Source organism: Klebsiella sp. AqSCr (assembly GCF_008452795.1).
In the GTDB taxonomy this organism is placed as follows: Bacteria; Pseudomonadota; Gammaproteobacteria; order Enterobacterales; family Enterobacteriaceae; genus Klebsiella; species Klebsiella pneumoniae.
The window spans coordinates 2,127,988-2,140,737 of sequence record NZ_MJDM01000005.1; the positions used below are offsets into that span (position 1 = coordinate 2,127,988).

Consider the following 12,750-nt stretch of genomic DNA (forward strand, 5'->3'; position numbering starts at 1 on the left):
TAAATGAACCGTCATTCACTGCGCAATTTTTATACTATTTAAATTTGTGTGGACCGATGGTAACGATATAGCGGTAACAGATAACGCTGCGTCTGGGCAATGATTTCTTCGTAATGCGCCGGCTCCAGCGAACGCCACAGGCGTTGATACCAGATATCGGCGCCCTCCCCGCTGACCACCATGTTCCCTTCGTAGGTCTGCAGGAATTTGCTCCGCGCTTTCTGCTGCGTCTCTTCGTCCATTAAGATGACATCCTTTTCGGCGTCGTAACAGGCTTTCAGCCAGGCGCCACCGCTTTCCGGCAGCAGCAGCAGCGGCTGCGACATCCCCAGCAAATAGCCATCCACCAGCTCGTTAAGGTACGCCTGCGCCTCGGCGGGCGCCAGCGCCGGAAAGCGCCACTCTCCCTCTTTCCGCACAAACAGCCGGCTCTCGCCGGTGCCGCCGCTGGCGCAGTAGACAAGGTGTTCCAGCCAAAGTTGCATCCCCTGGGAGACGCTCAGCAGCGAAGGCCGCCAGCGCAGCAGACCGTCCGGCTGCACCTGCTGCAGCCAGCCGGTCAGGTTCACACCGCCGCACTGCAGATCGATCTCCATGCTCTGCGCCTGCTGGCGCTCGGCCATCACCCGCTCGGCCAGCGCCTGCATCTCCAGGCGCTGCGTCTCCCAGACCAGCTCGCCAAAGGCGCCATACGGCAGCTCGCCGGCGGCGCGAAAGCGGCGGAACATAGCCGAGACGTCCTGCTCCTCAATAAGCGTATTGAGCAGTTGCTGATTCAGTTGATAACGGCTCAGCCCTTCAAGAGTGAACGGCTCGTCGTCTGGAATATCGTCCTCTTCGGCGCGGAAATTGACCCGCAAACGCTGCTGAAAGAACGCGCGTACCGGGTGCTGCCAGAAGCGCAGGAGCTGATCGAACGGCAGGCTGTCAATCGGCGGCGCGGTGAGCGGCTGTATAAAATCGCTATGCGCCTCTCCCTGCTGGCCGGCGGCCGCCAGCCATTCACGAGCGTAGCTCTTGTTCTCGTCTTCCTGGAAATTGGCTACGTCGAACGGCATGCGCGTATGCAGATGGGTGATGTGGGCTTTAACCCGCGCTTCGCTGGCGTCGCAGTCAAGCTCTTCGTCACCGGCGAGACAGTGGCTCTGGCCGATATAATCCACCAGCTCCTGCACCAGCACCGAAGGAAAACGCTCGCTGTTGTCCTGTATCGAACGGCCGATATAGCTGATATACAGCGTCTGCTCGGCGGACATCAGCGCTTCGAGGAACAGATAGCGGTCATCATCGCGCCGGCTGCGGTCGCCGCGCTGCGGCTTCTGGCTCATTAAATCAAAGCCCAGCGGCGGTAGCGTGCGCGGATAAACCCCGTCATTCATCCCCAGCAGGCACACCACCTTAAAGGGGATCGAACGCATCGGCATCAGGGTACAGATATTGACCGGGCCGGCAAGAAAGCGCTGGCTGATCCGCTGCTGATCGAGGCGCTGGGCCAGCTCATCGCGCAGCAGCGTCAGCGGCACCTGCTCGCCATACTGCGCCTCCAGACCGCTATCAATAACCGCCAGCCACTGCTGCTCAATCAGCGCCAGCGCCGCTTCGGTCTCGCTGTCCGGCAGGAAAAAGTCATTCAGCAGATCGCGACAGACCGGTAGCCACTCCGCCAGCGGCCGCTGCTGGGCCAGGCCGCGTCGCCACAGATTAAGCTGCATCAGCAGCGACGCGAGGTTGCCCACCAGCTCGGCGATCAAACCGCTGGATTCGTCATATGGCAGCACCGACTGCCATTCTCCCTCGCGGCTGTCCATCGCGTAGCCCAACAGCATGCGGGTGAGGCCGAACCGCCAGGTATGCTGCCCGGTCGCCGGCAGGTCCAGCTCACGGACGTTGTCGTCATCCATTCCCCAGCGGACGCCGGACTCGTTCACCCACTGGCGCAGGTAGCGCAGCCCTTCTTCCGTGATATTAAAGCGCGCCGCCAGCACCGGGACGTCCAGCAGCGCCAGCACATCTTCACTGGCGAAGCGGCTGTCCGGCAGCGAGAGCAGCGTGATAAACGCCTGCAGCACCGGGTGCGACTCTCGGGCGCGACGGTCGGAGATCGCCCACGGCAGCCAGCGATCGCCGCTGGCGGCGCCAAACACCGCCTGTATATAGGGGCTGTAGCTGTCGATATCCGCCACCATGACGATGATATCCCGCGGCGTGAGCGTCGGATCCGCCTCCAGCATCGCCAGTAGCCTATCGTGCAGAACCTCCACTTCGCGCTGCGGACTGTGGCAGACGTGAATGCTCAGACTGCGGTCATCCAGCGCCAGCGGACGTTTGTCGCGACTGTGGGCGAATGCCTCTGCGCTCTGCCCGGCCACCGCCGCGTTGCGCAGTTCGAGGATATCCGATTGCAGGTTATGCAACAGGTTATCGGGGGCGATGTCGACAAAAGCGTCCAGTTCCTCATAGCGCTCCAGCCCTGCCAGCAGGTAGATATAGTCGCGCCCCAGTTTGCCCCAGGAGGCGAGCAACGGGTTGCCGACATCCTGTTCCCCGGCGTCATTAAACAACCCCGGCGCCTGCTCGGTGTCGCGAAACAGAGGTAGCGCGCGCGCCTCGCGGTGATGGCGCCGCTGGCGCGACAGCAGCTTCGCCAGGAACGCCGGATCCTTAATGTCTCCCCAGTAGTAGCGGCAGGGGTTGGTAAACAAGACATAGACATCGACATGCTTACCCAGCGCCTGCAGCGCCTGAAGATAGACCGGCGGCAGCGCGGAAATCCCGCAGATGAAGACGCGCGACGGCAGCCCGGCGGGCGGTTCGTCCGCTTTTTCCAGGGTACTGATAAAGCGCTGGTAGAGATTGGCGCGGTGCCACTGCGGCTGCCCCAGCTCGGCGGTATAGCTCACCAGCGCCTGCCACAGCGGCGCCTGCCACTGCTGGGCATCGCCGAGACCTTCCACCCGCTGGCCGGCCTCCCAGCGCATCAGCCACTCCGGGCGATAGACGAGGTACTGGTCATAGAGGTCCGCCACCCGGGCGGCCAGCTGAAACAGCTTGCGCTTGTCGCCGTCATCACTCAGATACTGGCGCAGCAGGATAAAATCGTCTTCCTCCAGGTGCTGCGGCAGGAGGGTCATCAGCTTCCAGCTCATGCTCTGCTTGCTGAAGGCGCTTTCGCCAGGAATATCTTTCAGGACGCGCACGAACATATCCCAGATAAAGCTCGCCGGCAGCGGGAACTCGATATTGGCGGCAATCCCGAAGCGCGCGGCCAGGGTCATCTGCAGCCACTGCGCCATGCCGGTACTCTGCACCAGCACCATTTCGGCCTGAAAAGGGTCATCCAGCCGCTGGCGCTCGACGATAAACTCCATCAACGCCTCGAGAACATCCAGCCGGTTTGAGTGGTATACCCTTAACATAATTGCTCCTGACTACTGGCTGACCGGGCAATGCAGCCGGGTCATCTGCACCCGCTTTGCAACGGGTCTACTGATCGTTACCGTGATGCTGACACATCTTTGCCTCGATGTCTGCATACGGCTTACCTGCCCGCGTGCCGGCGACGGCGGCGCGGAGAGCTGGCTATAGCGCCACGCGTCGCGCCACTGTTGACGGGTCTGGTTCAACTGGACAATTCCTTGCGCCATTCCGCGCTGATAGCCGCCCAGCGCGGTGACCGTCAGCACCATCAGCGCCATCGCCAGCACGGTCTCCGGCAGGCTAAACCCCCGCTGACGCTTCAGGGCATTTGACATAAGCTCGCCTCCCTGAGCGGGCAAAAATCGCTCCAGCCGTGGGCGGAAAAACGCACCTGCCCGCCGCGCACCTCGCCGGACTGCCAGACCTGCACCTCGCCGCTGGCGCTGCTGAGCACCAGTGAACCGTCGCCGAAGATACGCAGACAGGCGCGCCAGCCCTGCGGCGCCTGCTCCCGGCAGGCCAGCGCCACCTGCGCCGACCAGACCTGCTGTTTTCCCCACTGCAGCGCGGAATGGGCTATCGCCGTATCGCGGATCGCTTGCGTTTCGCTGGCGGTTTGCGCCAGCAGCGCCCGCTGCTGCAGGTTAAGCCCCTCGAGTAACAGGCTGCCGAGGGTCAGCAACAGGAGCACCATCAGCAGCGACGACATTCCACGCTGGCGGATCACAGGTTATACCCCGTCACCCGCTGCTCAACCTCGCTCGTCAGGCCCGTCTGTTGCGCGGAGCGCGCCGCCAGCGTCACGCTCAGCTCCGGCGCGAAGCCCGGGGTGACCTGACGTTGTACCGAGAAGCGCGTCACCACGATGGCGGCCGGGTTGGTGATTTTCTCCCATCCGCCGCCGCGGCAGTCGCTGGCCCCGCGCAGGGTCTCCAGCGCGCCGTCGCGCAGGCGAAAGCCGGTGCTCTCCGCCGCTGCCGCGGAGGAGGTTTCCCATCTCCCGTTGCTGTTCGCATCCCAGCGCACAATCAGACACTCGCCGCCAGCGGCTAGCTCCAGCCCGGCTCCGCCGCACGATCCCCGGCAGTACCCGGCGCGCTGCAGATGTTTTCCCACGGCATGCACGCGCTGCCACAGCTCGTTCTCCAGGGCCAGCTGTTCGCCCTGGCGCAGAATATGACGCTGCAGGGCAGGCAGAAAGCGGCAGGCCCCCATCAGCAGCAGCGAGCCGATGGCCATGGCGATAAGCGCCTCCGCCAGGGAAAATCCGCGGCGGCTCACTGACACCCTCCTGCGCTGTCGCTGCGGCATAAACGAATCCGCCCCCAGTGTGAGATCACAATGCTCCAGCTGCCGGCCGCGCTCTGCAGCCGCAGATTACCCGCCCAGGCGGTGCTGCGCAGACCATAAAACCCCAGACCAGGCGTAACGCCAGCCAGCGTGATCCCCGGCCAGCGCGGGCGCAGCGTGAAGGATGTCCCCGAGGCGCAGTCAGGCCCCTCCCCCTCCGCGCTCAGGCACCAGCCCACTTCGTCCTGGCCGACGCGAAGCACGCGGTCCCGGTTGTAGGCGTTGGCGTCATCGCGCAGAAAGAGCAGAAAATCCCGCACCTGGACGGCGGTTTGCCACAGTCGTTGCTGCTGCTGCCAGCGCTGCCAGCCGTACAGGCCGCCGACGCTGAGGATCATCATCAGTGTCAGCGTTACCAGGGTTTCCATCAGGGTGTAGCCATGTTCTCTGTTCATGGCGTCGAGTATGCCGCGGCGATTGGCCCTGGCGCGACGACGGAAAATAGCTTTCCCGGCCAGATACGCAAAAAAGCTTTGCATACTCGACAGAAGAACATTTTTTTGCGAACGCCTACCCAACTTCGCCCACCGCAACCACCTGTGGCCTGGGGGGCAGGTGAAAACAACCTTCTCCCGGTGGTAACGGAAAGCGCTCCCATCGGGTGGTGCGAAGGGCATAAAAAAACCGGCGCCATCGAGCGCCGGTTGGTTATCTCTGCTGGGGGTTAAATCGCCACCGGCGCTTTAATGCCCGGGTGCGGATCGTAACCTTCAATCTCGAAGTCTTCAAAGCGGTAGTCGAAGATCGACGCCGGCTTGCGTTTGATGACCAGCTTCGGCAGCGGACGCGGTTCGCGGCTTAGCTGCAGGTTGGTCTGCTCAAGATGGTTGCTGTACAGATGGGTGTCTCCGCCGGTCCAGACGAAATCACCGACCTGCAGATCGCACTGCTGCGCCACCATATGCACCAGCAGCGCATAGCTGGCGATATTGAACGGCAGGCCGAGGAACACATCGCAGGAACGCTGATACAGCTGGCAGGAGAGCTTGCCGTCGGCGACGTAGAACTGGAAGAAGGCGTGGCACGGCGCCAGCGCCATTTTATCCAGCTCGCCGACGTTCCATGCCGAGACGATGATCCGGCGGGAGTCCGGGTCGTTTTTCAGCTGGTTCATCACCGTGCTGATCTGGTCGATATGGCGGCCGTCCGGCGCAGGCCAGGAACGCCACTGTTTGCCGTAGACCGGCCCCAGGTCGCCATTCTCATCCGCCCACTCGTCCCAGATGGTGACGTTGTTCTCGTGCAGATAGGCGATGTTGGTGTCGCCCTGCAGGAACCACAGCAGTTCATGGATGATGGAGCGTAAATGACAGCGCTTGGTGGTCACCAGCGGGAAGCCTTCCTGCAGGTTAAAACGCATCTGATGGCCGAAAATGGAGATCGTGCCAGTGCCGGTGCGGTCATTTTTTGGCGTGCCCTCGGTGAGCACTTTCTGCATCAAATCAAGATACTGTTTCATGGTTCCTCAAGAATTCTGTTGCTGCGGACGGTGGCGGTAAGCCCAAACCATCATAATGATACCCGCAAGCACCATCGGGATCGAAAGAATCTGCCCCATACTGATGTACTGCACCCAGCCGCCGGTGAACTGGGCGTCGGGCTGGCGGAAGAATTCCACGATGATGCGGAACAGGCCGTAGCCAATCAGGAACAGACCGGAAACGGAGCCGGTCGGGCGCGGTTTACGGATAAACAGGTTGAGGATCAGGAACAGTACCACGCCTTCCAGCGCCAGCTCGTACAGCTGCGACGCGTGACGCGGCAGCGCGCCGTAGGTATCGAACAGCGATTGCCATTCCGGATGCGTCGGCAGCAGCGCCAGGTCTTCGGCACGGGAGCCCGGGAAAATCATCGTGTAGTGGAAGCTCGGGTCTACGCGGCCCCACAGCTCGCCGTTGATAAAGTTGCCCAGACGCCCGGCGCCAAGGCCAAACGGGATCAGCGGCGCGATAAAATCGGAGACCTGGAAGAAGGTGCGTTTGGTGCGTCTGGCGAAGATAATCATCACCAGGATCACGCCGATCAGGCCGCCGTGGAACGACATGCCGCCGTCCCAGACGCGGAACAGATACAGCGGATCGGCAAGAAATACCGGCAGGTTGTAAAACAGCACGTAGCCGATACGACCGCCCAGGAAGACGCCGAGGAAGCCCGCGTAGAGCAGGTTTTCCACTTCATTTTTCGTCCAGCCGCTGCCCGGACGATTCGCCCGACGGGTGGCCAGCCACATCGCAAAGACAAAGCCCACCAGGTACATCAAACCGTACCAGTGGAGGGAGACCGGGCCTAGAGAAAAAATGACCGGATCGAACTCCGGAAAATGCAGGTAGCCACTATTCATCTGTCACCATAAAGACTTGTTATTCCGCCGAAAGTGGACAGCGGTGATGATCCATACCCGAACAAAACGGGCACGCCGAAGGAGGCGAATCATAGCATAAGCCACAAGAGCGATCCGCGCCGAACGTGTAAAAGATATGTATACGGATGCTAACAGAATGCCGTTTTCCCGGCGGTACCCTACTTTGCCGGAGGGCGCGAGCAGAGGATCCCCGGGTTACGGCTTACGCCTCACCCGGGCTGGCGCTACCGCCCGCCGCGGATCAGGCCGCCGAGACCACGACGCTCCATAAAGGCCGCCACCTGATGGCGCACCTCGGCGGTCATCTGCGCATCGAGGCTGCGACGCGACAGCTCCTGCGCCTCTTCGATATCAATGCGGCGCAGCAGATACTTCACCCTCGCCACCGAGCGGCCGTTCATCGACAGATGGCGGTAACCGAGGCCGATAAGGATCGTCACGCACATCGGGTCGCCCGCCATCTCGCCGCACAGGCGCAGATCGATGCCAAAGCGCTCCGCGTCATGGGCGATCATCGCCAGCGCACGCAATACCGCAGGATGCAGGCTGTCATACATGCTGGCGACCCGGGTATTGTTGCGGTCGACGGCCAGCAGGTACTGGGTCAGGTCGTTCGTCCCTACCGAGATAAAATCGATCCGGCTGGCCAGCTGCGGCAGCATAAAGACCATCGACGGGACCTCCAGCATCACCCCCAGGCGCGGACGTGGGATGGCGTAGCCGATCATCTCTTCCACTTCCCGGCTGGCGCGATCGATCAGCCGACGGGCCTCATCCACCTCCTCCAGACTGGTCACCATCGGCAGCAAAATGCTGAGGTTGCCGGTGGCGGCGTTGGCGCGCAGCATCGCCCGCACCTGGATCAAAAAGATCTCCGGCTGATCGAGGGTGATGCGGATCCCGCGCCAGCCGAGGCACGGGTTCTCTTCGCTGATCGGCATATACGGCAGCTGTTTATCCGCGCCGATGTCCAGGGTACGCAGGGTCACCGGTTTGCTGTTAAACATCTGCAGCATGCCCTGATACTGGGCGACCTGCTCCTCTTCTGAGGGGAAGCCGCTCTGCAGCATAAAGGGAATTTCGGTGCGGTAGAGGCCAATGCCGTCAACAAAGCTGCCGAGCTTCTCTTCGTGCTCGGGGCTTAAGCCGGCGTTGAGCATGACTTTCACCCGCTCGCCGCTTTTCAACTCCGACGCGCGCTGGAGATCGTCCTCCGCCAGGCGGCTGAGTTCGTTCTCTTCGCTGATAAGGCGCTGATACTCCTGCAACAGGACAGGTTCAGGATCCACCAGCAGCTCACCGCGATAGCCATCGACAATCAGCGTATGGCCATGCAGCAGCGAGGGCTGAATATCGGCGCCCATCACCGTTGGGATGCCGAGGGCCCGCACCATAATAGCGGCATGGGAGTTAGCGGCGCCATCGCGCACCACCACGCCGGCCAGGCGATCCTGCGGCACTTCGGCGAGGGTGGTGGCCGACAGCTCGTCCGCCACGAGGATAATGCGCGCCGGCCAGGTGTTGGGCCCCTGAATACTGTCGTCGAGATGGAACAGCAGACGCTGGCCCAGGGTACGCAGATCGCCGGCCCGCTCTTTCAAATAGCCGTCGCTCAGCGCGGCAAACTGTTCGGCGAACTTCTCAATGATCTTTTTGACGGCCCACTCGGCGACGGCGCCTTTGTCAACTTCGGCAAACAGCTCGCGACGCAGGCGGGCGTCGGAGAGCAGGTGCGAGTAGAGATCGAAGATCGCCGCCGTCTCTTTTTGCGCCCCGGCGGCGTAGCGTTTGCTGTAGCGACGAAACTCGTTGGCCGCCTCTTCCAGCGCACCGGTCAGGCGTTCGCGTTCCGAGGCGGTGTCCAGCGTCGAGGCTTCATACACCTGCTCCATCAGCGGCAGGCTGACGTCCATCCAGCCCTCGGCGATCGCCACCCCGGAAGAGGCCGGCAGAGCGCGAATGCGCGTTTGACGATACTGGCCGAACAGGGCGTTCAGCTGGGACTGGGAGAGGATCGCCGCCATCTGGGTGGCGAGGGTGACGAGGAAAGACTCTTCGCTTTCATCAAACTGACGCAGCTCGCGCTGCTGGACCACCAGCACGCCCAGCAGCTGGCGGCGCTGAATGATCGGCACGCCAAGGAAGGCGCGGAAGCGGTCCTCTTTGACGGCGGGGATATATTTGAAGCTGGGGTGTTTTTGCGCATCGGCGAGGTTGATGGGTTCCGCCAGGCGGCCAACCAGCCCCACCAGGCCTTCATCGAACGCCAGCGCAACGGTGCGCCCGCGAGGTTTTTTTAACCCGCGGGTGGCCATCAGATAATAGCAGCGTCGGTCATTGTCAGCCAGGTAAACCGAGCAGACTTCCGTCTCCATCGCCTGGCAGACATCCGTCACCAGAATATCCAGCGCCTCGTTTAAACGCGGCGCGCTCGCGACCTTCTCGACTATTTCTCGCAACCGAGTGAGCATAATGTGCGTGGCTTAACCTCTTTTACGTCGATAAGCAGGCGCGTTTTGCGGCTTAGGTGCGCTCTCCGCCAGCGACATGGTCACGCTGGCGAACTCTTTCATCACCCGGCGGTAGACGTCGCGCTTAAACGACACCACCTGGCGAACCGGGTACCAGTAACTCACCCAGCGCCAACCATCAAATTCAGGTGTACTGCTGGTTTGCATATTGATGTCCGCATCGTTGCCGATCAACTGCAAAAGAAACCACTTTTGTTTCTGGCCGATACAAACCGGCTTTGTGTCCCAACGCACCAAACGTTTAGGCAACTTGTAACGCAGCCAGTTACGGGTTGAGGCCAGGATCCGCACATCTTTACGGCTTAACCCGACCTCTTCAAACAATTCCCGATACATCGCCTGCTCTGCGGATTCTCCTGGATTAATGCCCCCTTGCGGGAACTGCCACGAGTGCTGACCATAGCGCCGGGCCCACATCACCTGGCCCTGACGATTACAGATTACAATACCGACATTTGGGCGGTAGCCATCGTCATCAATCACCGGACTACCTCAAGATAAGCTTCAATGTGAATGATTGTTTCACACTCGCCGGAAACGGTAAACCACTCTGTTCGCACACTGAGAACGGATAACATTTGAATAACTCACAGTAATTGCCAGAGTTATAAACAATGAAAGCGCGTGACAGCCGATTTTATTCACTTTTTCTGTGGATAGAGTTGTGAAGAAGTACGGAATTAACCCGGGAAAACCCAGAGTAATCCGAACATCGCATCGCTAGCATCTGAAAATAATAGTATCATATTCATAAAGTTAGAATATATTCCTTTCACACATTACAGCATAACGTGACGATCATCACACATGCGATCCGCCGACTGATGAAAGATCGAGCAATGTCGATTTTATCCACAGATTACGCGCAGGCCACCGGCAGATTTTCTCTAAAAATTCGATTTTCGTCGCACGTCAAGGCTGTAAATCGAACCAGTAGTGAGTCTTTTCCCCAGTTATCCCACTTTTCTGTGGATAACATGGTGTAAGATCCTGTTTATTGTCAGTGACCAGTTCTGGAAAACCCGTTTACACCGTTTTCATAAGCCGCATGATGAGTTTAAAAAGCCATATAAATCATGAGATTGGTATAGTTACTCAGAAAACGGTAAACTCTATCCACAACGCGCAAAATTAGCGCTCACTTTTTAACCAAAGGTATTGCCCTATGCCCGCTATCGCTCCGCTCGCCTCACCGCCGCAAAGTCAGGAACAGCTGTTGGCCCAGGCCCGCCAGCTGGCCGGCTATTCGCTGGGCGAGCTGGCGGCGCTGGCGGGGATCCCCATTCCGCGCGATCTGAAGCGCGATAAAGGCTGGACGGGCATTCTGCTGGAGCTGTGGCTGGGCGCCAGCGCAGGCAGTAAACCCGAGCAGGATTTCGCCGCGCTGGGGGTCGAGCTCAAAACGATCCCCATCGACAGCCGGGGACGCCCGCTGGAGACCACCTTCGTCTGCGTCGCCCCGTTAACCGGCAATAGCGGCGTCACCTGGGAGAGCAGCCATGTACGGCATAAGCTGCAGCGCGTCCTGTGGATCCCGGTGGAGGGTGAACGCACCATCCCGCTGGCGGCGCGGCGCGTCGGCGCACCGCTGCTGTGGAGCCCGGACGAAGACGAGGAGCGCCAGCTGCGCATGGACTGGGAAGAGCTGATGGATCTCATTGTTCTCGGTGAGGTCGAGCGCATTACCGCCCGCCACGGCGAGGTGCTGCAGTTAAGACCGAAAGCCGCCAACAGCAAGGCGCTGACCGAAGCCATCGGCGCCCGCGGGGAGACAATCCTCACGCTGCCGCGCGGTTTCTATCTGAAAAAGAATTTTACCGCCGCTCTGCTTGCCCGCCATTTCTTGTTACAACACGATTAATTTTTTGTTCTGCGTTGGGGGTTGCATATAATTGCTGCTTTCTATTTTGCAGGACTTTGAACAATGTTATTTGCATGGATAACCGATCCTAACGCCTGGCTGGCGCTGGGCACATTGACGCTGCTGGAGATCGTGCTCGGGATCGACAATATTATTTTCCTCTCTCTGGTCGTGGCTAAGCTCCCCACCGCCCAGCGCGCCCATGCGCGCCGGATCGGTTTGATGGGCGCGATGGTCATGCGTCTGGCGCTGCTGGCCTCAATCGCCTGGGTCGTTAAGCTTACCAACCCGCTCTTTACCGTTTTCGGTCAGGAGATCTCGTTTCGCGATCTGATCTTGCTGCTCGGCGGGCTATTCCTTATCTGGAAAGCCAGTAAAGAGATCCATGAGTCTATCGAAGGTGAAGAGGAGGGGCTGAAGACCAACGTCCACTCCTTCCTCGGCGCCATCGTGCAGATCATGCTGCTAGATATCATCTTTAGCCTCGATTCCGTCATCACCGCCGTCGGCCTGTCGGATCATCTGTTCATCATGATGGCGGCAGTGGTGATCGCGGTGGGGGTGATGATGTTCGCCGCGCGACCCATCGGCGATTTTGTTGACCGTCATCCTTCGGTGAAAATGCTGGCGCTGTCGTTTCTGATCCTCGTCGGCTTTACCCTGATGCTGGAAAGCTTCGACGTCCATGTGCCGAAGGGATACATCTATTTCGCCATGTTCTTCTCTATCGCGGTGGAGAGCCTTAACCTGCTGCGTAATAAGAAAAACCCGCTGTAAACCACAAAATTGCAGCCTGGTCACAGGCTGCAACCCTTTTTCAGACTTTACTGCTTTTTATGTCTCACAAATCAGGCTATTAATAGACGGGTATGGGGTGCAGCTACTGAAGAGGTGTTGACGATGAAGAAATGGGCAGTATTGATTTCCGCCGTAGGACTGGCGTTCTCGGTTTCCGGTTGCAGCAGCGATTACGTCATGGCGACCAAAGATGGGCGAATGATCCTGACCGACGGTAAACCTACCGTGGATGACGATACCGGTTTAATCAGTTACGAAGATCAGCAGGGTAATAAAATGCAGATCAATCGTGACGACGTTTCGCAAATCATTAAGCGTTAATCTTTCCCTGTCGGCCCCAGCTTCTGTTGACGCTGCGCTTACCGACCACCAGTCTTTTGAGAAGAGTCGGGATATACCAGGACGCAGCGGGTTTCGCCCACCGCCCCTCC

At 59.8% G+C, this 12,750-nt stretch carries 13 protein-coding genes; 4 read left to right on the forward strand and 9 right to left on the reverse strand.

The window, feature by feature from the left end; all coding sequences use genetic code 11:
* Positions 1–38 precede the first annotated feature (38 nt).
* The 9 genes from recC to rppH form a co-directional block, all read right to left on the reverse strand.
* Positions 39–3,416, reverse strand: a complete 3,378-nt coding sequence (recC, locus tag BHE81_RS14340; protein WP_004211885.1) for an exodeoxyribonuclease V subunit gamma — start codon at positions 3,414–3,416, stop codon at positions 39–41.
* A 12-nt stretch (positions 3,417–3,428) separates the two neighbouring features.
* Positions 3,429–3,752: a prepilin-type N-terminal cleavage/methylation domain-containing protein gene (locus BHE81_RS14345; protein ID WP_021440672.1), complete on the reverse strand. Its 324-nt coding sequence runs from the start codon at positions 3,750–3,752 to the stop codon at positions 3,429–3,431.
* The gene (locus BHE81_RS14350; RefSeq protein WP_004181182.1) at positions 3,737–4,144 is read right to left on the reverse strand and encodes a DUF2509 family protein; all 408 of its coding nucleotides are present in this window, start codon (positions 4,142–4,144) and stop codon (positions 3,737–3,739) included. The genes BHE81_RS14345 and BHE81_RS14350 overlap by 16 nt, the downstream gene beginning before the upstream one ends.
* Entirely contained in the window at positions 4,141–4,698 is a 558-nt protein-coding gene (locus BHE81_RS14355) for a prepilin peptidase-dependent protein (protein ID WP_021440673.1), read from the reverse strand. The genes BHE81_RS14350 and BHE81_RS14355 overlap by 4 nt, the downstream gene beginning before the upstream one ends.
* On the reverse strand, positions 4,695–5,246 hold the full coding sequence (locus BHE81_RS14360) for a prepilin peptidase-dependent protein (RefSeq protein ID WP_002915932.1): 552 nt from the start codon (positions 5,244–5,246) through the stop codon (positions 4,695–4,697). The genes BHE81_RS14355 and BHE81_RS14360 overlap by 4 nt, the downstream gene beginning before the upstream one ends.
* A gap of 185 nt (positions 5,247–5,431) precedes the next feature.
* Positions 5,432–6,226 (reverse strand): thymidylate synthase, encoded by a 795-nt coding sequence (thyA, locus tag BHE81_RS14365; RefSeq protein WP_002915933.1) that lies wholly within the window; start codon positions 6,224–6,226, stop codon positions 5,432–5,434.
* A 6-nt stretch (positions 6,227–6,232) separates the two neighbouring features.
* Positions 6,233–7,108 carry a prolipoprotein diacylglyceryl transferase gene (lgt, locus tag BHE81_RS14370; RefSeq protein WP_002915934.1) on the reverse strand — a complete coding sequence of 292 codons (876 nt, stop codon included), beginning with the start codon at positions 7,106–7,108 and terminating at the stop codon, positions 6,233–6,235.
* A gap of 245 nt (positions 7,109–7,353) precedes the next feature.
* Positions 7,354–9,600, reverse strand: coding sequence for a phosphoenolpyruvate--protein phosphotransferase (gene ptsP / locus BHE81_RS14375; protein ID WP_002915935.1), 2,247 nt, complete (start codon positions 9,598–9,600; stop codon positions 7,354–7,356).
* A gap of 12 nt (positions 9,601–9,612) precedes the next feature.
* Positions 9,613–10,143, reverse strand: coding sequence for an RNA pyrophosphohydrolase (rppH, locus tag BHE81_RS14380; RefSeq protein WP_002915936.1), 531 nt, complete (start codon positions 10,141–10,143; stop codon positions 9,613–9,615).
* 453 nt (positions 10,144–10,596) lie between these two features.
* Between rppH and BHE81_RS28235 the strand changes: the two genes are divergently transcribed.
* The 4 genes from BHE81_RS28235 to BHE81_RS14400 all read left to right on the forward strand — a co-directional run bounded on the left by BHE81_RS28235 (position 10,597) and on the right by BHE81_RS14400 (position 12,640).
* Positions 10,597–10,740, forward strand: a complete 144-nt coding sequence (locus BHE81_RS28235) for a hypothetical protein (RefSeq protein ID WP_004218186.1) — start codon at positions 10,597–10,599, stop codon at positions 10,738–10,740.
* An 85-nt stretch (positions 10,741–10,825) separates the two neighbouring features.
* Positions 10,826–11,521 (forward strand): DNA mismatch repair endonuclease MutH, encoded by a 696-nt coding sequence (gene mutH, locus BHE81_RS14390; RefSeq protein WP_004143967.1) that lies wholly within the window; start codon positions 10,826–10,828, stop codon positions 11,519–11,521.
* 63 nt (positions 11,522–11,584) lie between these two features.
* A complete protein-coding gene (locus tag BHE81_RS14395) occupies positions 11,585–12,298 on the forward strand; it encodes a TerC family protein (protein ID WP_002915973.1) in 714 nt (237 codons plus the stop codon).
* A gap of 123 nt (positions 12,299–12,421) precedes the next feature.
* Entirely contained in the window at positions 12,422–12,640 is a 219-nt protein-coding gene (locus tag BHE81_RS14400; RefSeq protein WP_002915974.1) for a YgdI/YgdR family lipoprotein, read from the forward strand.
* Positions 12,641–12,750: the final 110 nt, after the last annotated feature.

Bases quoted from the DNA above. Each gene is read 5' to 3' on its own strand.
- thyA (WP_002915933.1), bottom strand. From the start codon at position 6,226: ATGAAACAGTATCTTGATTTGATGCAGAAAGTGCTCACCGAGGGCACG.
- ptsP (WP_002915935.1), bottom strand. From the start codon at position 9,600: ATGCTCACTCGGTTGCGAGAAATAGTCGAGAAGGTCGCGAGCGCGCCG.
- lgt (WP_002915934.1), bottom strand. From the start codon at position 7,108: ATGAATAGTGGCTACCTGCATTTTCCGGAGTTCGATCCGGTCATTTTT.
- BHE81_RS14360 (WP_002915932.1), bottom strand. From the start codon at position 5,246: ATGCAAAGCTTTTTTGCGTATCTGGCCGGGAAAGCTATTTTCCGTCGT.
- mutH (WP_004143967.1), top strand. From the start codon at position 10,826: ATGCCCGCTATCGCTCCGCTCGCCTCACCGCCGCAAAGTCAGGAACAG.
- BHE81_RS14400 (WP_002915974.1), top strand. From the start codon at position 12,422: ATGAAGAAATGGGCAGTATTGATTTCCGCCGTAGGACTGGCGTTCTCG.
- recC (WP_004211885.1), bottom strand. From the start codon at position 3,416: ATGTTAAGGGTATACCACTCAAACCGGCTGGATGTTCTCGAGGCGTTG.
- BHE81_RS14395 (WP_002915973.1), top strand. From the start codon at position 11,585: ATGTTATTTGCATGGATAACCGATCCTAACGCCTGGCTGGCGCTGGGC.
- BHE81_RS14345 (WP_021440672.1), bottom strand. From the start codon at position 3,752: ATGTCAAATGCCCTGAAGCGTCAGCGGGGGTTTAGCCTGCCGGAGACC.